The organism is Citrobacter sp. Cpo069 (assembly GCF_030332785.1).
GTDB lineage: Bacteria > Pseudomonadota > Gammaproteobacteria > Enterobacterales > Enterobacteriaceae > Citrobacter > Citrobacter portucalensis.
Genome location: NZ_JAOWHD010000051.1, coordinates 158093 through 178272 on the forward strand (window position 1 = coordinate 158093; position 20180 = coordinate 178272).

A 20180-nucleotide genomic window follows, 5' to 3' on the forward strand; every position below is an offset into this window, starting at 1 on the left:
AAATTTAATTATGCAAATTCTACTGGTGTATTAATTTTGCCTAAGGCAATGGCATCACGCGCAATCATTTTCTCTTCATTTGTGGGAATAACCGCACAAATAACACGAGCATCTTTATTAGAGATAATTCTTTCGCCATGGGAATTTGGCAGGCTATTCATTTCGCTGTCGATATTCACCCCTAAAACGGCGAGATGTTCAATAACCAGACGACGAATTAATACCGAGTTCTCACCAATTCCGCCGGTGAAAATAATCCCATCAAGACGATGCAGCGATGCGGCATGTCCGGCGATATGGCGTGCAATACGATGCACAAACGTTTTAATCGCCAGCTGCGCACGCTCATGTCCTTCGTGCCAGGCTTTTTCTAACGTACGTAAGTCAGAGGACAAACCGGAAATACCCAGTAAACCGGACTCTTTATTCACTACGCGCTCAAGGTCGCCGAGCGTCTGGTTGGTTTCGCTGGCAATCCACGCCATGGCGCCGAAATCGACGTCGCCACTGCGTGTGCCCATCATCAGCCCTTCCAGCGGCGTCATGCCCATTGAGGTATCAACGCTCTGTCCATTACGTACCGCACAGATTGACGCGCCGTTGCCCAGGTGCGCCACAACCAGACCGGAGTCATCACTCTGCAGTTCGAGAAGCTCATGCGCCCGTTGAGAAACATAGCGGTGAGACGTGCCGTGGAAGCCATAACGACGAACGCCCAACTCCTCATAATATTTCCACGGTAAACCGTACAGATAGGCCTCAGGGGCCATCGTCTGGTGGAAGCTGGTATCAAATACCGCGACCTGCTGCACGCTTGGGAAAAGGTGCTGAGCAGATTCAATCCCGCTCAGGTTCGCATAATTATGTAGCGGTGCTAATGGCGATACCCGGCGAATATTGTCGATAACTTCGTCAGTAATAATTGCTGATTCGGTAAAGATATTTCCGCCGTGGGCAATGCGGTGGCCAATTAAGGCCACGCTGTCCATTAAATTACGTTTCTCCAGTTCAACGGCAATTGCTTTTAATGCGTCTTCGTAGCTGTGGTGAGCCAGATTAGCTGGCTCTCCTCCATTAATTGCTATGAACGCATTTTCAGAGTTAATACCGTCTGCAATTCCCGCCATTAAAACTTCACAGTTTGCTGCATCCAGCACTGAGAATTTAATGGAAGACGAACCACAGTTAATAACCAGTACTACCGGAAACTCATTCATTTCACTACTCCGCTCATCCTGAGCTTAAGGATTAAAACAGTTTGTAGACGATGTTCAGGATGGTCAGCAGACCAATCACGGTAACAAACACGTTATCCAGACGGCCACGGTATTTCGCCAGTGATGGCGCTTTACGGATGGCATACATCGGCAGCAGGCAGAGCAGAGAGGCAATAATCGGCGCGCCCATTGCTTCAATCAGGTCCAGGATGTTCGGGTTGGCGTAAGCCACAACCCAGGTGGAGCCCATGATGAAGATCATGCTGATGGTATTAAGTTTGCCGGCAGAAACTTTCGTTTTATCGCCTTTATAACCAAACTTCAGCACCAGACCGTTCAGACCTTCCAGCGTGCCCAGATAGTGGCCGAAGAAAGATTTGAAGATAGCAACCAGTGCGATGATTGAAGCACCGTACTCCAGAACAGTTGCGAAGGTGGACTTCGTACCGGACAGTGAAGCGAAGTGGTTCGCCAGGTAAGACAGCACAGGAATGTTTTGCGCTTTCGCATCCGCCATGTTTGCCGGAGACAGCGTGAACAGGCAGCTAAAGGCGAAGAACATTACCACCGCAACCATCAGCATACTGGCGCGGGAGATGATTTTGGAACACTTCTGCTCGGTAAATTCACGACCGTAATCTTTCTCATACTCTTCACGTTTAGAGACGACGAAGGAAGAAACGATTGGCGAGAAGTTGAAAGAGAACACCATGATGGAAATACCCAGCCATACGGTAACCAGGATGCCGTCATGGCCAGTCAGGGCGATATTGCTGATATCAACCTGATCGATAACCGCAGAGTTCCAGTAAGGAATCAGTGACAGAGAGATAAGCACCAGGCTGGCAATGAACGGCCATACCAGGTAGCTCATCACTTTAACCATCAGATCTTTACCAAACCAGATGACGAATGCCATCAGCAGCAACAGGAACAATGCCACGAAGCCACGGTTCAGCGCGGGCATCTGCAGCTGGTTTTCCCAGAAGGTCATAAAGGTGTTGGTAATGGTGACGCCATAAATCCACAGCAGCGGACAAATCGCAAAGAAGTAGAGGAACGTGATAACCACGCCGCCCGTTTTACCAAAGTGCTCTTCAACCGTTTCTGTGATGTTGCCGGAAGGGTTAGAACCGGAAAGACACAGGCGTGCCAGCGCACGGTGGCAATAGAAAGCGATGGGGTATGCTAACACCAGCATGATCAGAATGGGGATCAGTCCGCCAAAACCTGCGCGGATAGGGAAGAACAGCACCCCAGCGCCGATGGCTGTACCAAATAAACCCAGTGTCCAGGTGGTGTCCGATTTGCGCCAGGACGACTGTTTTGTCTGGCTGGATACAATGCTATCAGTAGTACTCATATCCTATCCTCAACGAAGTATATTAAGCGTCAACTAAACCAGTAATTTGAGATACACGAGAAAGGTCGATATTACCGCCAGAAATAATGCTGACTGTTTTTCTGTTCTGGATATAGCTATCTAATTTCCCGCTTAATAATGCTGCGCATGCCAGCGCGCCGGCACCTTCAGTCACAACTTTATTTCGCTGAATTAATGCCACCATGCTGTTGCGAATTTCATCTTCGCTGACCAGGACAATGTCATCCACCAACTCACGAACAATTTCATACGTTAAAGTACCCGGGCGGGAAACGTCACAACCATCCGCCAGGGTGCCGGTCGTTCGGTGCGTGGTTATTTCTCCAGCGTGGAAAGAAGCCGCCATGCCGTGAACGTTTTCAGACTGTACGCCAATAATTTTAATGGTCGGGTTAATAGATTTAATTGCCACCGCAATACCAGCAATCAGTCCACCACCGCCAATTGGCACAATCACGTTATCGACATCGTACAAGTCTTCCAGAATTTCCAGACCAATAGTGCCCTGACCAGCAATAACTTTTGGGTCATCATAGGGTGGAATAAAGATGCGGCCTTCAGTTTCCACAATCTCGCTAACCTTAGCGATGGTGTCGTTGAAGTTGTCGCCGTGCAGTACAACTTCTGCGGAATAATCGCAGGTTGCCGCTACTTTAGACTTCGGTGCGCCTTTCGGCATCACCACTTTGCCGTCGATTCCGAGCATAGCGCAGGAGAGAGAAACACCTTGCGCGTGGTTACCTGCAGAGCAAGCCACCACGCCCTTACATCTTTCAGCTTCGGTTAATGAACTGAGCTTGTTAAAAGCACCACGGATTTTAAATGAACCGGTACGCTGCATGTTTTCAAACTTGAGGAAAATTTCCCCTTTGCAACGTTCACTAAAATAGTTAGAGCGAGGCATTCCCGTTTTATAAATTTTCCCCGCAAGTCTTTTTTTCGCTTCGAGGATATCTTCAATTGCAACTGGGAGATCGTATGTAATGTGCATTAGAACCTCTTACCTGGGTATTAAAGTAAATAGATAGCCGTGACCATTGTCAGATATAGACAAATGGCGTTTATTTCGTGTTAAAACAAATTTAATTTTTAATCAATTTCAATTAATTGCCTTCGTCTCCGACAATTATATGATGAATACTCTTTGGCTAATTCCACCAAAATAGATGCTGCTTTTTTAATTCGATAATTTTTCGACCACACGGCGGCATAACGCGCGACGGGTAAGGTTTCTTCTACCGGGATAGTAATAAACTGGTTTGAGCCAAACGGAGTGGTCATATCGCAGGGAATTACTGTTAAGAAATCAGCATTGAGAACAAGATTATAAATCGTAACGACAGAGTCTGTTTTAACGATGTTTTCACTGCTGATGCCATTATTCTGTAACGTGGTAAGAAGTTCGCTGTAGTACCCCATATTCGTTTGTGGCAACACCCACTGTTCGTTTTTCAACGCGCTCAGCGAGGTGATGCCGGTGCATGTTCGGGACTTGCTGGCAACCAGGATAAAGTCTGACTCAAAGAGCGGTTCAACATGCAGATCGTGCAGTTTCATCTCATCACTCAGCGTACCGATGGCGAAATCCAGACGTCCGTCACGGATTGCCGGTAAGAAGGAGGAGAGCTGAGCTTCATACATAGAAACCTGCGCCTTCGGGAACACTTCTTTGAATTTTTTAATCATGCCGGACATGATGGTGAAGGCAATCAGTGAAGGAAAGCCAAACGACACATCAACGACCGCATTGCTCGTCATGCTGTTCATCTCATCAACCATGTTTTTCATTTCACGGGTAATAGATTCAGACCATGAGAGCATCACCTGACCTGCCTGAGTCAATGTCACACCAGTATTTTTACGTACAACTAACTCAATACCAAAATAAGCCTCAACATCATTGATGATTTTACTGACAGCGGGTTGAGTTAAACCTAATTCTTTTGCAGCTGAACCGATAGAACCGCTTCTAATGACTTCCTGAAAGACCACTAAGTGCTGTGTTTTAGGGAGTGTAATAGTATTCATATCGACCTGCGTTAATTACTTTGTTGACGGCAGGAAGTGTACCAAATTAAGCGAACAAGGATATGTGCTACCCCTCACAAATCCCCTTGACTTACATTTTGTAAGACTATCGTTGAAATTTAAATCACTTAATAATCATATAGATATGAATTATCGATCTCACTTTATCCTGATTTTAGTCAAAAAAAGATGGGGGGATAACGATTTTTTATGGCTATAACACCCCCATTTTTTCCACTATTTTTTAAAACCATGAAAGGCTATATTTCAATCAATTACAGAACAATTATCAGGCAATATGGCGCTTAAATTTAATAAACAACTTATCAAATTTAATTATATTTTAATGATTATGGCGATTAAATAACGTTATGCATCACATTTTTTCGCCACATTTGTTTGTAAAGAAACATTGCATTTATTAAAATTCAATCTAAAAAATACAAACAATTATCATATGCAACATTGTATTAACACTGATTTTGTGCGATTTATTAGCAAGTAATTTTGTGATGGCGATCGATTGCGTTCGATTATTCTCGAGAAAAACGCATCTCACAGCGTTTTGTGTTGGTCGTCACAAAATTAGAAATATCCATCGACACATTCCCCTCAGATAAAAGAAATTTGGTGCATAAATAATAGGGATATAAAAATTAGATAGGAAGGAAATAAGCGCCTGCATCCTCGAAAACCAATCTCAATGCTCGCTGTAAAACCTCTGCCGGATGGCGGTGTAAACACCTTATCCGGCCTACAAAACCAGTCTCTCCCCCAGTAGGCCTGATAAGCACAGCGCCATCAGGCATGGCAACCTGCCCAGAAAGCAAAAACCCCGCCGAAGCGGGGTTTTATTAAAGAGTGAAGCTGACCGATAAGCCGCGTTCTTTTGAGCATAGCGTCGTGGACAGTCATTCATCTGGCTTACCCAGAAAGCAAAAACCCCGCCGAAGCGGGGTTTTATAAAGAGTGAAGCTGACCGATAAGCCGGGTTCTGTCGTGGACAGTCATTCATCTAGGCCAGCAATCGCTCACTGGCTCAAGCAGCCTACCCGGGTTCAGTACGGGCCGTACCTTGTGAACCCCTATTTGGCCTTGCTCCGGGTGGAGTTTACCGTGCCACGGACTGTTACCAGCCGCGCGGTGCGCTCTTACCGCACCCTTTCACCCTTACCTGATCCCACTTGCGTGGGCCATCGGCGGTTTGCTCTCTGTTGCACTGGTCGTGGGTTTCCCCCCCAGGCGTTACCTGGCACCCTGCCCTATGGAGCCCGGACTTTCCTCCCCTCCGCCCGTCTCCCCCGAAGAGGACGACGACGAAGCGGCGACTGTCTGGTCAGCTTCGGCGCGCAGTATAGAGGGTTTGCGGGGCAATGTCACCCCGCACTGCGCATTCCTATCGCTAACGTGGCAGCGATGTTTCTTGAGGCGCGATAAATATTATCAAATGCCCCACGGAAGGCCTCTTCCAGCGTGCTGATGCTGGTCAATACGCTAAACACCGCATCGATACCATATTGATGCACTACCTCCACATCGCGCGTCAGGCTGCCACCAATACCAATAACCGGCTTGTGGTACTTCTTCGCGACATTCGCCACGCCTACCGGCACTTTGCCGTGAATGCTCTGGCTGTCGATCCGCCCTTCGCCGGTCACCACCAGCGTACAGTCGTGAATATGCTCTTCCAGATTGAGCGCCTGGGTCACAATCTCGATACCGCTGCGTAGCTCGGCGCCTAAAAAAGCCATTAATGCCGCGCCCATTCCGCCTGCCGCACCGGAGCCTGGCACATCTTTCACATCGACCCGCAGCGATTTTTTAATGATGTCGGCATAGTGAGACAGATTACGGTCCAGTTCGAGAATGCGTTCTTCCGTCGCCCCTTTCTGCGGGCCAAAAATGCGCGAAGCGCCAGAATCGCCGATGAGTGGATTAGTCACATCACAGGCCACGCGAATGGAACAGGTTTTTAAGCGCGGATCCAGACCCGAGATATCGATGGAGTTCAGACTCATCAGGCTTCCACCACCATAGCCAATTTCTGTCCCGTTGGCGTCGCAAAGTTTTGCCCCCAGCGCCTGCACCATACCCGCGCCACCGTCGTTGGTGGCACTGCCGCCGATGCCAATAATGATGCTCTGCGCACCGCTATCCAGCGCCTGCAAAATCAGCTCTCCGGTACCGCGTGACGTAGTGACTAAAGGGTTGCGCTTTTCAGGAGGCACCAACGCCAGACCGCTGGCTGCCGCCATTTCGATAAACGCAGTTTTACCATCTCCAGACATGCCCCAGCAGGCATTCACTTTTTCGCCCAGCGGCCCCGTTACTTGCGCTGAATGTTCACTCCCTTGCGTCGCGGCAATCATGGCTTCAACCGTTCCTTCGCCGCCATCGGCAACCGGAACAGAAACATATTGCGCATCGGGGAAAATTTCCCGAAATCCTTTTTCTATTGCCTGAGCTACCTCGGTGGCAGAAAGGCTTTCTTTATAAGAGTCTGGGGCAATTACGATTTTCATAGTTATGTAGCCTGACTGTGCCGCGCAAGGCAAGAAATACAGGGCGCACATCCGCGCCCTTCTTGTTAGCGAGTGACTTCCACTTTCGCCAGTTTTTCGTAGTAGCATGCGAGCGCACTGTGATCGGCAGTACCCAATCCATCTGCGCGTAGCGCCTGCATCATCTCCATGACTGCTGCAGTCAGCGGCAACTGAGCGCCAACGCCATGAGAGGTATCCAGCGCGTTCGCCAGGTCTTTGATATGCAGGTCAATACGGAAACCTGGTTTAAAGTTGCGATCCATCACCATCGGCGCTTTCGCATCCAGCACGGTGCTGCCTGCCAGCCCGCCACGGATCGCCTGATACACCAGATCCGGATTCACACCCGCTTTGGTCGCTAGCGTCAGCGCTTCAGACATCGCGGCAATGTTCAGCGCCACAATCACCTGATTCGCCAGCTTGGTGACGTTACCCGCGCCAATTTCACCGGTATGTACCACGGAGCCTGCCATCGCTTTCAGCAGATCGTAGTACTTGTCGAAAATCGCTTTATCGCCGCCGACCATCACCGACAACGTGCCGTCAATCGCTTTTGGCTCGCCGCCGCTGACCGGCGCATCCAGCATATCCACGCCTTTCGCTTTCAGCGCATCGCTAATTTCACGGCTGGCTAACGGCGCGATGGAGCTCATGTCGATAAGCACTGTGCCCGGTTTCGCCCCTTCAATAATGCCGCCTTCACCCAGTGCCACTTCCTTAACATGCGGAGAGTTCGGCAGCATGGTGATGATCACATCACACTGCTCAGCGATATCTTTCGCCGTGGCGGCAGTTTCAGCACCTGCGGCAATTACTTCCGCAATGGATTCCGGGTTACGGTCAGCAACCACCAGCGAGTAACCTGCCTTGAGGAGGTTTTTACTCATTGGTTTACCCATAATACCGAGGCCAATAAAACCAACTTTCATTGTCATGTCTTTATCTCTCTCTACTGTCGATGGTGGTTATTTCTTAAAAGAATCAGCCAGTTTCTGCGTGGCTGAACGGAACACGCCAAGGTCGCTGCCAACGGCAACAAACGTCGCGCCCCACTCTAGATAACGACGCGCATCCGCCTCTACCGGGGCCAGAATGCCGCTTGGTTTGCCGTGTGCTTTCGCGCGGGCAAAAATGTGCTGGATAGCTTTCTGCACATCAGGATGTGACGCATTGCCGAGGTGACCTAGCGCCGCGGCCAGATCGCTTGGTCCGACGAAGACACCGTCAACACCTTCTGTCGCCGCGATTGCGTCAACGTTATCAACGCCCTGCTGACTTTCGATCTGCACGATGATGGTGATGTTCTTATTCGACTGCGCAAAGTAGTCCGGTACGGTGCCAAACATATTGGCGCGATGGGATACGGACACGCCGCGAATACCTTCCGGCGGATAGCGGGTCGACGCCACAGCGTTAACCGCTTCTTCTTCCGTCTCAACGAACGGGATCAGGAAGTTGTAAAACCCGATATCCAGCAGACGCTTGATAATTACCGGCTCGTTGGTTGGTACACGCACTACCGCCGCGCTGTCGCTGCCTTTCAGCGCCATCAATTGCGGAATAAACGTCGAGATATCATTCGGCGCATGTTCGCCATCCAGTACCAGCCAGTCAAAACCTGCCAGGCCTAAAACTTCGGTACTGATTGGGCTGGCCAATGCAGACCAGCAGCCAATCTGAATTTGTTGCGCCGCGAGGGCCGCTTTAAACTTATTCGGGAAAATCGTGTTATTCATCGCCTATACCTTTGTTTATTTCTGCAATTCCATACGTTTAATGTCACCGACAATAAACAGGTAGCAAACCATTGCCATCAGCGCCGAGCACCCTACAAACATCAGCGCAGCATTAAATGAGTGCAGCTCGCTCACCAGATACCCAATCACCAGCGGGGTGACGATGGAAGCCACGTTGCCAAATACGTTAAATACCCCACCGCACAGACCGACAATCTCTTTCGGCGCGGTATCGGAAATCACCGGCCAACCCAGCGCGCCGAAACCTTTACCGAAGAACGCCAGCGCCATCAGCGCCACCACAAGAGCGGTATTATCGGTGTAGTTACACAGAATAATGGTCGATGCGAGCAACATGCCGAGCACTATCGGCAGCTTACGCGCTAGGGTAATGCTGAAACCACGTTTAATCAGATAATCAGAGAACACGCCGCCGAGCACGCCACCGAAAAACCCACACAGTGCCGGAATCGAAGCCACCAGGCCCACTTTCAGAATCGACATACCTTTTTCCTGAACCAGGTAAATCGGGAACCAGGTGAGAAAAAACCAGGTAATTGTGTTGATAAAATACTGGCCAAAGAACACACCAAGCATCATACGATTTGTCAGCAACTGCTTGATATAATGCAGTTTAGGACCACCTGACTTCACATCGCCCGGTTTTTTATGGTCCATATCCACGACCGCGCCGTTTTCAGAGATAAACTTCAACTCTTCTTGCGACATGCGCGGGTGATCGGTTGGGTTATGAATAAACTTTACCCACAGTCCGGTAAGCACAAAACCAATCACGCCCATCACGGTAAAGACGTGCTCCCAGCCCCAGGCGAAGGTCAGCCAGCCGAGCAGCGGGGAAAACAGCGCCAGGGAGAAATACTGTGCGGAGTTAAAAATCGCAGATGCCGTGCCGCGCTCTTTCGTTGGGAACCAGGCCGCCACGATACGGGCATTAGCCGGGAAGGATGGCGCTTCCGAGAAGCCCAGCATAAAGCGCATGATGAACATTGAAATACCCGCCCAGGCCAGCGGGAACATGTCCACAAAGCCCTGCAGGAAGGTAAACAGTGACCAGAAGAACAAACTGTAGGTGTAGACTTTCTTCGAGCCGAATTTATCCAGCAGCCAGCCGCCGGGGATTTGCATCAACAGGTAAGCCCAGCCGAAGGCGGAGAAAATGTAACCCATTGAGATGGCGCTGAGATGTAACTCTTTCGCCACTTCAGTTCCGGCAATAGACAGCGTCGCACGGTCCGCATAGTTAACGGCTGTAACAATAAATATTATCAGCAATATTAAATAACGGGTGTGCGTACCTTTCTTTTTCTCGACAACTGTATCCAATATCATTCTATTTACCTCGGGCACATAAAAGGTTTTTATTATTATTTTGTGGGTGTTTCTCGTGATAAATTACCGATAATAAAAATAGATAATAATTTATCAGGCGTTATGAAACCGTGATTTAGTATAATCATCAGCACAACGTTAATCATTGTGCAAACGCTCATTAAATACGCGTTATTAAATTAATGTTTTGGGCATATGCACACAAGCATGGGCGCTAATGCACACATTTACGTATTGCTACTCCTGGTGACTCGGCCTTGCTGAGTTTAAGTGATCATCGTCACATTCTTCACGTTAAACTCCTGACATTCTTATTTCACGATACCGAATCTTTATTACTTACAATTAGATTCAAAATATAAATATCCACACTATTATCACCACCTTGTTGGAGAATACTGGACAATGGCCGACATCGAAATCAGACAAGAATCGCCAACGGCGTTTTATATTAAAGTTCACGAAACAGATAATGTGGCGATAATTGTCAATGACAATGGTCTGAAAGCCGGAACGCGTTTTCCGGACGGACTGGAACTCATTGAACATATTCCCCAGGGTCATAAAGTGGCGCTATTGGATATTCCTGTTCATGGCGAAATCGTGCGTTATGGCGAAGTGATAGGCTATGCCGTTCGCGATATCCCACGCGGCAGCTGGATTGATGAATCAATGGTTGAGCTGCCCAAAGCCCCGCCGCTGGAGACGCTGCCGCTGGCAACTAAAGTACCAGAGCCGCTGCCGCCTCTTGAGGGTTATACCTTTGAAGGTTACCGCAATGCTGACGGTAGCGTAGGTACCAAAAATCTACTCGGTATCTCCACCAGCGTGCACTGCGTAGCGGGCGTGGTGGATTATGTGGTGAAAATCATTGAGCGCGATCTGCTGCCTAAATACCCGAACGTCGACGGTGTGGTGGGACTCAATCATCTGTACGGCTGCGGCGTGGCGATCAATGCTCCAGCCGCCATCGTGCCGATTCGCACCATTCACAATATTGCGCTTAACCCAAATTTTGGCGGTGAAGTGATGGTCATCGGCCTCGGTTGCGAAAAACTGCAGCCTGAGCGGCTGCTGGAAGGTACGCACGATGTGAAAAGTATTCCGGTCGACAGCGCCAGTATCGTCAGCCTGCAGGATGAAAAGCACGTCGGCTTTCAATCGATGGTCACCGATATTCTGCAGGTGGCCGAACGTCATCTGGCAAAACTCAATCAGCGCCAACGTGAAACCTGCCCGGCTTCAGAACTGGTGGTCGGCATGCAGTGCGGCGGTAGCGATGCGTTCTCCGGTGTGACGGCCAACCCGGCGGTGGGTTATGCCTCCGACCTGTTAGTACGCTGCGGCGCGACCGTAATGTTCTCTGAAGTAACCGAAGTGCGCGATGCCATCCACCTTCTGACCCCACGTGCGATTAACGAAGAAGTAGGTAAACGCCTGCTCGAAGAGATGGCCTGGTACGATAACTACCTTGATATGGGCAAAACGGATCGCAGCGCCAACCCTTCTCCGGGCAACAAGAAAGGCGGCCTGGCAAACGTGGTGGAAAAGGCGCTGGGTTCGATTGCCAAGTCTGGCAAGAGCGCGATTGTCGAAGTCTTGTCGCCGGGCCAGCGTCCAACCAAACGTGGCCTGATTTACGCCGCAACCCCCGCCAGTGATTTTGTTTGCGGTACGCAGCAGGTCGCTTCCGGGATCACCGTGCAGGTGTTCACCACCGGTCGCGGTACGCCATATGGCCTGATGGCCGTGCCGGTGATTAAAATGGCGACACGCACCGAGCTGGCCAACCGTTGGTTTGACCTGATGGACATTAACGCGGGCACCATCGCCACCGGAGAAGAAACCATTGAAGACGTGGGTCTGAAACTGTTCGAATTTATTCTCGACGTTGCCAGCGGGCGTAAGAAAACCTTCTCGGATCAGTGGGGACTGCATAACCAGCTGGCGGTGTTTAACCCGGCGCCAGTGACCTGATTATCGAAACGAAAGCCAACGAAAAAACGGGGATTCATCCCCGTTTTTTATGTCTATGTAACAACAAATAAAGTGATAACGTTCGCATTTTAAGAGGTTTTTTTAAACATCTGTTTTTTTCGATTCAAACCCACAAAATGAACCTAACAACATGAAATTAAACGAAATAATATCGCCATTGTTTTATGTTATATTTTCGTTTTGATAAAAGAGAAACCTACCGAAAGACGACCTTGTTTTAATGCGATAATCCCCTATTTTTTACCGCTTTGACTTTCTCCAATGTAAAACAGATTATTCATAGGCTCCTGTAATTTACCTCATAAGCATTCTGACCTGAATAAAGAGGGAAGTTATGTATACCCTGAATAAAAATAATGTCGCATTGGCCTGTCTTATTTCCTGTTTACTGGCAACTCCTGTCGTCGCGAGTGCTGAAGGCCAATCGGACGCAAAGCCTGTTAAATTACGCTACACGTTATGGGACCGTAATCAACTCCCTGGCGAACAACAGCTCGTTAATGAATTCGAAAAAAACAACCCTGGCATCAAAGTCGAAATTGAATTAACACCTTATGACCAATATTTTATCAAGCTAAGTTCAGCAGTCGGTGGAAATGTAGCACCGGATGTATTCTGGATGAATATGCCTAATTTCCAGCAATATGTTAAAAATGGCATGCTGGAACCACTGAGCAATTATCTGAAAGAGAAATCAGCGCCGAAACTGGATAATTTTGTTAAAAGTTCAGTCGATGCCTATCAATACCAGTCGCAGCAATATGCCATCCCAAGGGATATTGATGCAATTGCCGTCTGGTACAACAAAAAAATGTTCGATCAGGCTGGCGTGAGCTATCCCGATAAAAACTGGACATGGGACGATTTAAAACAAAAATCAGCGCAGTTGCGTAAAGGGCTGGATAAACAGTCTTATCCACTGGCAATGGAATTCAGCAGCGGACAGGACAGTTATTTTAACCTGCTATTACAGGCTGGCGATAAGATTGTCCTGCCTGAGGGCAAAACGGATGTTGCCAATGACAAAGCCATCGCCGTCTATCGCGATGTTCAAGGCATGCTGAACGCGGGACTAATCCAACCGCCAGGCGAGATGGAAGCCTCAGATGTCTTCCAGTCCAACCGAGTGGCCATGGTCTACGCTGGCTCATGGTGGGCATTACCCTTCTCTCAAAATGAGCTGATTAAGGATCACATCGGCGTGGTACCAATGCCTAAAATGGCAGAGCAGGCAGGTGTATCCCATAGCCTGGCATTTGCCATGTCAGCAAAAAGTCAGCATAAAGATGCGGCGTGGAAGTTCATTGAGTTCATGAGTTCTGAGCATGCGCAGCAGACGCTGGCTACGGGAAAAGTCGTGATCCCCGCTAACCAAAAAGTGGCCAAAGAGTGGGCTGAAGGCTTTAAGGGTATTGATGTTTCAGCCTATATAGATTCATTGGCTTTCTCACATAAATATCCAACCGCAGGCTCTAATACCGCCAAGTGGAATAGCATCCTGAATGATGGCTTGAAAAAAGTCTGGACGGGTACTGACCCAGAAAAAGTCATGCCTGGTGTTGCAAAACGCGTTGAACGAGAAATGCAGAAATAATCCTGAGGGAGCCATGCTCCCTCTCGCTTTCGCCCACGCAATATATTTTGGTTGCACAGTGAGCATCCCGGAGTCTGTATGAGCTATTCAGATGAAGCTGCATCCCCACAATTACCAGCCAGGGAAGTGCACAAAAAATCCCTGACCAAGCTGGAAAAAGAAGAACGCTTCTGGGGATGGATAATGATTATGCCGTTACTGGCGGGGTTAATTGTTTTTTACTTTACTCCATTCTTCCAGAACGTTTTTTATAGTTTCACCGACCTGGGCGAGTTTCAGATCTGGACGACGATCAGCTTAGATAACTATATTAATTTATTCAGCGATGATGAGTTTCGTTCAGCAATATATAACACCCTGGCCTATGTTTTTATTTGCGTACCGATAATCACCGTTTTGTCATTACTGCTCGCAATTGGCCTGAATCAGGCGATTCGCGGTCAGTGGTTGTTTCGCACGCTGTTATTTCTACCCGCTGTCACTATGCCTGCGGCCATTGCTATGGTCTGGCAGTGGTTGATGAACCGAAACTTCGGCTTAATTAATCAGATCCTGGCTTTTTTCGATCTTCCGGCCATCGGTTGGTTATCCGATCCCGATGTCGTCCGCCTGAGCGCCTCGTTGGTTATCATCTGGTCGGCTATTGCGTTGAAGATGATCATTCTGCTCGCTGGATTGCAGGGGATCCCCAAACAAATTTATGAAGCGATGTCGCTGGATGGCATCAGCAAATTGCGTGGATTCTGGTCTATTACCTTACCGCTAATGATCCCAACGCTGTTTTTCGTACTGGTGATCTCTTTTATCGAAACGCTGCAAATTTTCGATGTGGTTTATCTGCTGTTTGGCAGTTCATCCATGGTGGACGATCAGACGATGACCATCGCCTATCTCTTCTATAAATACGCCTTTATCTACCATGAAAAAGGGTATGCCTCAGCAATCGCCGTGGTGATTTTCGTTATTACGATGGTCCTGACGCTGCTGCAAATATGGATTGGTAAACGACTTAAAGCACAGTGAGGCACCACGATGTTCATGACAAAACGTGAAAAATGGCTAATTTACGGCCTGATGATCCTCGCGACGCTGGTAACGGTGGTTCCGTTTATCTGGATGATCATCACCTCTTTTAAAACCCAGGCAGAAAGCATAGCCTTTCCGCCGATACTGCTACCCGCCAACCCAGGGTTTCAGGCTTACGGTAAAATCTTGCATGAAATGCCTTTTGGCAGCTTTTACTTTAACTCGATCGTCTCCACGCTGGTCATCGTCATTTTGCAGACGCTGATTGCGGCAATGGCAGCGTACGGTTTCTCCCGACTGCGTTTCAAAGGACGAGATGTCCTGTTTATGCTGTGTATTTCAATTCTGATGGTGCCCGGTCAGATCTTTTTAATCCCACAGTTTTTAACCGTTGAAAAAATCGGTTTGCTGAACTCAATTCCTGGACTGGTGTTACCGGGTTTATTCAGCATATATAGCGCCTTTTTATTACGTCAGTTTTTTCTGTCAGTACCTAAAGAACTGGAAGAGGCAGCCATTATGGATGGGTATAACCATCTGACTATTTTCTTCAAAATTATGCTGCCATTAATTAAACCGGGACTGATTGCCTGCGTCATTATTAACGGACTGTGGAGCTGGAATAATTTAATGTGGCCACTGATCGTCAACACCTCCATGGATAAAATGACATTACCAGTAGGATTAGCCTCACTTTCTGGCCGTTCAGGCGTGGAATATCCGATGTTAATGGCGGGCGCATTGCTGGCGATTATCCCGATGTTGTTACTTTATATCTTCTTCCAGCGCTATTTTATTCGCGGCATCGCTGGTGCCGGAATTAAAGGATAAGGGGCAGTGTTATGTCAGGTATTCAATTACAGGCAGTAAGCAAAGTCTATCCCAATGGCTTTCAGGCGATCCATGGCGTTGATCTTGAAATCCACGACGGCGAATTCATGGTGTTTGTCGGGCCATCAGGCTGCGCCAAATCAACGCTGCTACGCATGATTGCAGGTCTGGAAGATATCACTCATGGCCATATCGCAATCGGAGAGAAGTGCGTCAACGACCTGCTACCAAAGGAGCGAGGCGTTGCCATGGTCTTCCAGAATTATGCCCTCTATCCCCACATGACGATTTATAAAAATATGGCATTCAGTCTGTTAGGGAAAATGAGCAAAGAAGAGATTGATATCCGCGTCCGGGAAGCTGCACACAAGCTGGAAATCGAAACATTGCTCGACAAAAAGCCCGGTCAGCTTTCAGGCGGTCAATGCCAGCGAGTAGCCGTTGGCAGGGCCATCGTGCGTAAGCCAGACGTTTTTTTGTTTGATGAGCCGCTGTCCAACCTGGATGCAAAACTGCGTGTTTCAATGCGCGTGCGGCTGACAGAACTGCATCGACAACTGCGTCACGAAGGCGTGAGCGCAACCATGGTGTACGTCACGCACGATCAGATTGAAGCGATGACGATGGGAGACAGGATTTGCGTTCTAAATGGCGGTCGTATTATGCAGGTGGATACCCCAGGGAATATTTACCATCACCCCAGGAATAAAATTGTTGCTGGTTTTATTGGTAATCCGGCAATGAATATTATGCTGCTTGATATTGACCCCAGCACTCGTGGCCTGCGCCTGGCTGATAATTTAATCCTGCCATTAAATACGCGCTTGAGTAACCTACTGGAGCAATATCCGCACTCCAGCGTCTGGTTTGGCATCCGCTCAGAGGCCATTCAGTTAGCCTCGCAGCATGATGCCTCTGCGTTCGATGCGCACATTACCAACGTAGAAAGGATGGGCAACGAAGACCTTCTGCATTTTGATATTGGTGAGCAACATATGATCTTACGTATTAACTCCTCACCCGACTGGACCCCACTTCCCGGTGAATCTATCAAAGTGAAATTTAATCTGGATGCCGCCTTTTTGTTTGATAAAAAACATGAAGAAAATTTGGCCTGACCGTTATTCAGGCTAAGTGAAAAATGAGAGGTTTATATGTGTGCGAATAAAGTGACCGTATTAGTGGTAGGGGCTGGTGCGCGCGGAGAAATATATTCTCGCTATGCGCTTGAACATCCAGACAGAATGCAGGTGGTAGGCGTTGCCGAGCCCAGAGAGGCATACCGCCAGCAGTTTGTCGCACAGCATAAGATTGACCCAAATAACGTGTTTTGCGACTGGCAAGAAGCTGCGGCCCAACCCAAAATGGCCGATGTGGTACTTATTTGCACGCAGGATAATATGCACAAAGATCCTGCCGTAGCGTTTGCTAATCTCGGCTATCACATTCTGCTGGAAAAACCGCTCGCCCCTACGCCAGAAGATTGCCGGATCATTATTGATGCGGTCAAACGCAACAACGTATTACTGGCCGTCGCGCACGTCCTGCGTTACACCCGCTATACGCAAAAGCTGAAATCACTGCTTGATGATGGCGTAATTGGCGATATTGTCAGCATGCAGCATCTCGAACCCGTAGGTTACTGGCATCAGGCGCACTCGTTTGTACGTGGTAACTGGCGCAATGAAGCAGAATCGTCATTTATGTTGTTACAGAAATCCTGTCATGATTTGGACTGGATCCGCTACATCATGAGCGACAACTGCCAGGACGTAGGATCATTTGGTAGCCTGAGTCACTTTGTGAAAGAGAATCAGCCTGCTGGTGCCGCCGACCGCTGCCTTGATTGTCAGGTTGAATCAACCTGTCCCTGGTCTGCCTGCAAAATTTATCTGGGTGAAAACCACAAATGCACTCCACACTTCCGTCGGGTGCTGACTGCAGATCCTAGCGAAGAGAATGTTCGCCAGGCGCTGCGCGATGGGCCTTATGGTCGTTGCGTTTATCGTTGTGATAATGATGTGGTGGATCATCAGGTTGTTAACTTACGTTTTGCCCACCAGCAGACAGTGACCTTTACCATGACCGCGTTTACCAAAATGGAAGATCGAAAAACGCGCCTGTTTGGTACCAGAGGTTATCTGGAAGGCGATGGCGAGCAGATCCGGGTGTTTGATTTCCTGACAGACAAAGAAACAGTGCATCAGATCGAGGAGATCGCCGCTGGCACACAAACCCAGATGGGGGGGCATGGTGGTGGCGATTACTACCTGATGGATCGCTTCATCCACGCAGTGATGGCCAACGATCAAAATATGATCCTTTCTGGCCCGGATGAATCACTGGAAAGTCACTTAATGGTCTTTGCCGCAGAGCGCGCTCGCAAGGAAAACTGTCTGGTTACGCTGTGAAGCCGGAGGAGATGAGGCATGTTTTACGGTGTTGATATTGGTGGAACCAAAACTGAAATTGTCGCTTTTGATAAGGAAATGCAGGTTTGCTGGCGTAAGCGCGTCGCCACGCCAGTGCAGGATTATGAACTCTTTCTTTCGACCTTTACTTCACTTATTGATACCGCCGACTGGGCGACTGGAACGCAAGGAAAAATTGGCATCGGCATGCCCGGTCTTATGGACAGACATACCGGAAAATTACTGTCATCTAACGTGCCTTGCCTCACAGGACGCCAGGTGATGAACGATCTGGCCCACCGCCTCAATCGTTCGGTTGAACTGGACAATGACTGCTGCTGTTTTGCACTCTCGGAAGCCCATACCCAGCAGGCTCGCCAGTTCTCCCGAATTTTTGGTGCCATTATTGGCACCGGCATGGGTGGAGGGTTAGTCATTGACGGTCAGTTGTATCGGGGTCGCAACCGAATGGCCAGTGAGTTCGGCCATTTACCGCTTCCGGCAACGTTTATGCGTCGTTATCACTTGCCGGAGTTGAAGTGCGGCTGTGGCTTACAAGGGTGTCTGGAACGCTATCAATCCGGTCCTGGTTTACTGTGGCTCCACAAACACTTCAGTGGAGAACAAATCAAAATGGAGACCCTGCTGGAGCATTATCGTCATGGCAATGCCAGCGCTGTTACAACCATAGAAGCATGGATTGATATGTTGGGTTGTACGCTGGCGCAATTGCAGTTGATTCTGGATGTCGATGCTTTTGTTCTCGGCGGTGGAGTTTCCAACATCGAGGAAATTTATACGTTGCTGCCGCAGGCCATGTCACGTTACTTGTTCCCAGGATTAGAGCCTGCCCGCGTATTCCCGGCCATCCATGGTGCATCCAGCGGGGTTCGCGGTGCCGCATTGCTGCTGGTTGAACAGGGTACGCTGACCCACTAAAACACTGCTGGCGAGAAAATCTCGCCAGCAATTTCAGTTATTCATCCGCAATCACCACATCCACCCCAAGCTGGATTAACGTCCGGTGATAATTTTCAGGGATACCGCTGTCGGTAATCACCCGGTCAATCCCGCTGATTTCGCTAATCATACAGAAACTTTTGCGGCCAAACTTGCTGGAGTCAGCGACTACCGTGACCTCCTGCGCAACCTCACACATTACCTGATTCAGATGTGCTTCTCCCGGATGTGGCGTGGTAATCCCCGCTTCCAGGCAGAATCCATCAACGCCCAAAAAAAGCTTATCAAACCGGTATTGTCTGAGCTGGTGTTCTGCTGAAGGGCCATACAATGAATAGACGCTTTGCCTGACATTCCCTCCCAGGATCATGACGTCTACGCGCTCAAAATTCGCCAGTTCCCACGCAATGTTGAGCGCATTGGTCATCACCACCAGATCGCGGCGATTCTTTAACATTGGAGGAATGAGCGTGGTGGTCGAACCGGAATCGAGGATTAACGTGTCACCATCTTTCACAAAGCTGGCTGCTTTTTCGGCAATACGCGTTTTCACATCGCGATTCAGCCGGTCCTTATCCTGCAAAGGCCGGTCAAGGGCGAAGTGCTGATTGAGAACCGCACCGCCGTAGGAGCGCATGACGCATCCTTTCTGCTCCAGATAACGTAAGTCGTTGCGGATCGTGACCGATGACACACCAAAATGGACGCTCAGTGGCTCGACACGAACGCTACCCTGATCGCACAGCAGATCAATTATTTGCTCGCGACGTCTTAAGTTATCCAGCATTTCTATTGCTCCATCAAATATTCATGTTGTTTTGTTTTAGCGCTTTAGCACTTTCGTTTTCTTTTGAATATATTACATCAGAAGCAATAAGGTGAATTTGTGCGCACAGACTCAGCGTTTAATTTAACCAAAACTGACTATTTTCTTTCGTTTTAGCAAACCGAAACGAAGAAAACCGAAAAAATGAAAAGACTCAAAGCGGGTAAGATGCGAGAAAGAGACGGGAAGCATGCAAAAAAACGAAAGCGAGCTACTAAAAAAGCTCGCTTATGGTTTGTTTTTGTTTAATTGAATGGGATCACATTTTTGAATTTT

The 20180-nt window shown here is 48.7% G+C and carries 16 protein-coding genes and 1 other RNA gene; 7 read left to right on the plus strand and 10 right to left on the minus strand.

Features of this window, described 5'->3' with window-relative positions; genetic code table 11:
- Positions 1-8: 8 nt before the first annotated feature.
- From tdcD to garP, 9 genes are all read right to left on the minus strand, one after another.
- Positions 9-1217 carry a propionate kinase gene (gene tdcD, locus OGY08_RS13535; RefSeq protein ID WP_286565902.1) on the minus strand — a complete coding sequence of 403 codons (1209 nt, stop codon included), beginning with the start codon at positions 1215-1217 and terminating at the stop codon, positions 9-11.
- A gap of 31 nt (positions 1218-1248) precedes the next feature.
- Positions 1249-2580, minus strand: a complete 1332-nt coding sequence (gene tdcC, locus OGY08_RS13540) for a threonine/serine transporter TdcC (protein ID WP_008785886.1) — start codon at positions 2578-2580, stop codon at positions 1249-1251.
- 22 nt (positions 2581-2602) lie between these two features.
- Positions 2603-3592 carry a bifunctional threonine ammonia-lyase/L-serine ammonia-lyase TdcB gene (tdcB, locus tag OGY08_RS13545; protein ID WP_003828594.1) on the minus strand — a complete coding sequence of 330 codons (990 nt, stop codon included), beginning with the start codon at positions 3590-3592 and terminating at the stop codon, positions 2603-2605.
- 98 nt (positions 3593-3690) lie between these two features.
- Positions 3691-4629 (minus strand): transcriptional regulator TdcA, encoded by a 939-nt coding sequence (gene tdcA, locus OGY08_RS13550; protein ID WP_003828596.1) that lies wholly within the window; start codon positions 4627-4629, stop codon positions 3691-3693.
- A gap of 967 nt (positions 4630-5596) precedes the next feature.
- An RNA gene (rnpB, locus tag OGY08_RS13555) (RNase P RNA component class A) lies at positions 5597-5973 on the minus strand.
- Positions 5974-6005: 32 nt separating this feature from the next.
- Positions 6006-7151, minus strand: coding sequence for a glycerate 2-kinase (gene garK, locus OGY08_RS13560; protein ID WP_032934186.1), 1146 nt, complete (start codon positions 7149-7151; stop codon positions 6006-6008).
- A gap of 65 nt (positions 7152-7216) precedes the next feature.
- Complete coding sequence (gene garR / locus OGY08_RS13565) at positions 7217-8107, minus strand: 2-hydroxy-3-oxopropionate reductase (protein ID WP_003828600.1); 891 nt, start codon at positions 8105-8107, stop codon at positions 7217-7219.
- Positions 8108-8137: 30 nt separating this feature from the next.
- The gene (gene garL / locus OGY08_RS13570) at positions 8138-8908 is read right to left on the minus strand and encodes a 2-dehydro-3-deoxyglucarate aldolase (protein WP_008785889.1); all 771 of its coding nucleotides are present in this window, start codon (positions 8906-8908) and stop codon (positions 8138-8140) included.
- Positions 8909-8923: 15 nt separating this feature from the next.
- The gene (gene garP / locus OGY08_RS13575; RefSeq protein ID WP_008785890.1) at positions 8924-10258 is read right to left on the minus strand and encodes a galactarate/glucarate/glycerate transporter GarP; all 1335 of its coding nucleotides are present in this window, start codon (positions 10256-10258) and stop codon (positions 8924-8926) included.
- A gap of 405 nt (positions 10259-10663) precedes the next feature.
- Between garP and garD the strand changes: the two genes are divergently transcribed.
- From garD to OGY08_RS13610, 7 genes are all read left to right on the plus strand, one after another.
- Positions 10664-12235, plus strand: a complete 1572-nt coding sequence (garD, locus tag OGY08_RS13580; protein ID WP_057067637.1) for a galactarate dehydratase — start codon at positions 10664-10666, stop codon at positions 12233-12235.
- A gap of 355 nt (positions 12236-12590) precedes the next feature.
- A complete protein-coding gene (locus tag OGY08_RS13585) occupies positions 12591-13850 on the plus strand; it encodes an ABC transporter substrate-binding protein (RefSeq protein WP_125362933.1) in 1260 nt (419 codons plus the stop codon).
- A gap of 78 nt (positions 13851-13928) precedes the next feature.
- Entirely contained in the window at positions 13929-14873 is a 945-nt protein-coding gene (locus tag OGY08_RS13590) for a carbohydrate ABC transporter permease (protein ID WP_048236826.1), read from the plus strand.
- A gap of 9 nt (positions 14874-14882) precedes the next feature.
- Positions 14883-15707 (plus strand): carbohydrate ABC transporter permease, encoded by an 825-nt coding sequence (locus OGY08_RS13595; RefSeq protein ID WP_003024907.1) that lies wholly within the window; start codon positions 14883-14885, stop codon positions 15705-15707.
- Positions 15708-15718: 11 nt separating this feature from the next.
- The gene (locus tag OGY08_RS13600; protein WP_286565903.1) at positions 15719-16825 is read left to right on the plus strand and encodes an ABC transporter ATP-binding protein; all 1107 of its coding nucleotides are present in this window, start codon (positions 15719-15721) and stop codon (positions 16823-16825) included.
- A 36-nt stretch (positions 16826-16861) separates the two neighbouring features.
- The gene (locus OGY08_RS13605) at positions 16862-18118 is read left to right on the plus strand and encodes a Gfo/Idh/MocA family protein (RefSeq protein ID WP_048236827.1); all 1257 of its coding nucleotides are present in this window, start codon (positions 16862-16864) and stop codon (positions 18116-18118) included.
- Positions 18119-18136: 18 nt separating this feature from the next.
- Complete coding sequence (locus tag OGY08_RS13610; protein WP_111464747.1) at positions 18137-19057, plus strand: ROK family protein; 921 nt, start codon at positions 18137-18139, stop codon at positions 19055-19057.
- Between the two features lie 37 nt (positions 19058-19094).
- On the opposite strand, the gene agaR is transcribed toward OGY08_RS13610, so the two are convergent.
- On the minus strand, positions 19095-19865 hold the full coding sequence (gene agaR / locus OGY08_RS13615) for a transcriptional repressor AgaR (RefSeq protein ID WP_003024920.1): 771 nt from the start codon (positions 19863-19865) through the stop codon (positions 19095-19097).
- Positions 19866-20180: the final 315 nt, after the last annotated feature.

Bases quoted from the DNA above. Each gene is read 5' to 3' on its own strand.
- tdcD (WP_286565902.1), bottom strand. From the start codon at position 1,217: ATGAATGAGTTTCCGGTAGTACTGGTTATTAACTGTGGTTCGTCTTCC.
- tdcC (WP_008785886.1), bottom strand. From the start codon at position 2,580: ATGAGTACTACTGATAGCATTGTATCCAGCCAGACAAAACAGTCGTCC.
- tdcB (WP_003828594.1), bottom strand. From the start codon at position 3,592: ATGCACATTACATACGATCTCCCAGTTGCAATTGAAGATATCCTCGAA.
- tdcA (WP_003828596.1), bottom strand. From the start codon at position 4,629: ATGAATACTATTACACTCCCTAAAACACAGCACTTAGTGGTCTTTCAG.
- garK (WP_032934186.1), bottom strand. From the start codon at position 7,151: ATGAAAATCGTAATTGCCCCAGACTCTTATAAAGAAAGCCTTTCTGCC.
- garR (WP_003828600.1), bottom strand. From the start codon at position 8,107: ATGACAATGAAAGTTGGTTTTATTGGCCTCGGTATTATGGGTAAACCA.
- garL (WP_008785889.1), bottom strand. From the start codon at position 8,908: ATGAATAACACGATTTTCCCGAATAAGTTTAAAGCGGCCCTCGCGGCG.
- garP (WP_008785890.1), bottom strand. From the start codon at position 10,258: ATGATATTGGATACAGTTGTCGAGAAAAAGAAAGGTACGCACACCCGT.
- garD (WP_057067637.1), top strand. From the start codon at position 10,664: ATGGCCGACATCGAAATCAGACAAGAATCGCCAACGGCGTTTTATATT.
- OGY08_RS13585 (WP_125362933.1), top strand. From the start codon at position 12,591: ATGTATACCCTGAATAAAAATAATGTCGCATTGGCCTGTCTTATTTCC.
- OGY08_RS13590 (WP_048236826.1), top strand. From the start codon at position 13,929: ATGAGCTATTCAGATGAAGCTGCATCCCCACAATTACCAGCCAGGGAA.
- OGY08_RS13595 (WP_003024907.1), top strand. From the start codon at position 14,883: ATGTTCATGACAAAACGTGAAAAATGGCTAATTTACGGCCTGATGATC.
- OGY08_RS13600 (WP_286565903.1), top strand. From the start codon at position 15,719: ATGTCAGGTATTCAATTACAGGCAGTAAGCAAAGTCTATCCCAATGGC.
- OGY08_RS13605 (WP_048236827.1), top strand. From the start codon at position 16,862: ATGTGTGCGAATAAAGTGACCGTATTAGTGGTAGGGGCTGGTGCGCGC.
- OGY08_RS13610 (WP_111464747.1), top strand. From the start codon at position 18,137: ATGTTTTACGGTGTTGATATTGGTGGAACCAAAACTGAAATTGTCGCT.
- agaR (WP_003024920.1), bottom strand. From the start codon at position 19,865: ATGCTGGATAACTTAAGACGTCGCGAGCAAATAATTGATCTGCTGTGC.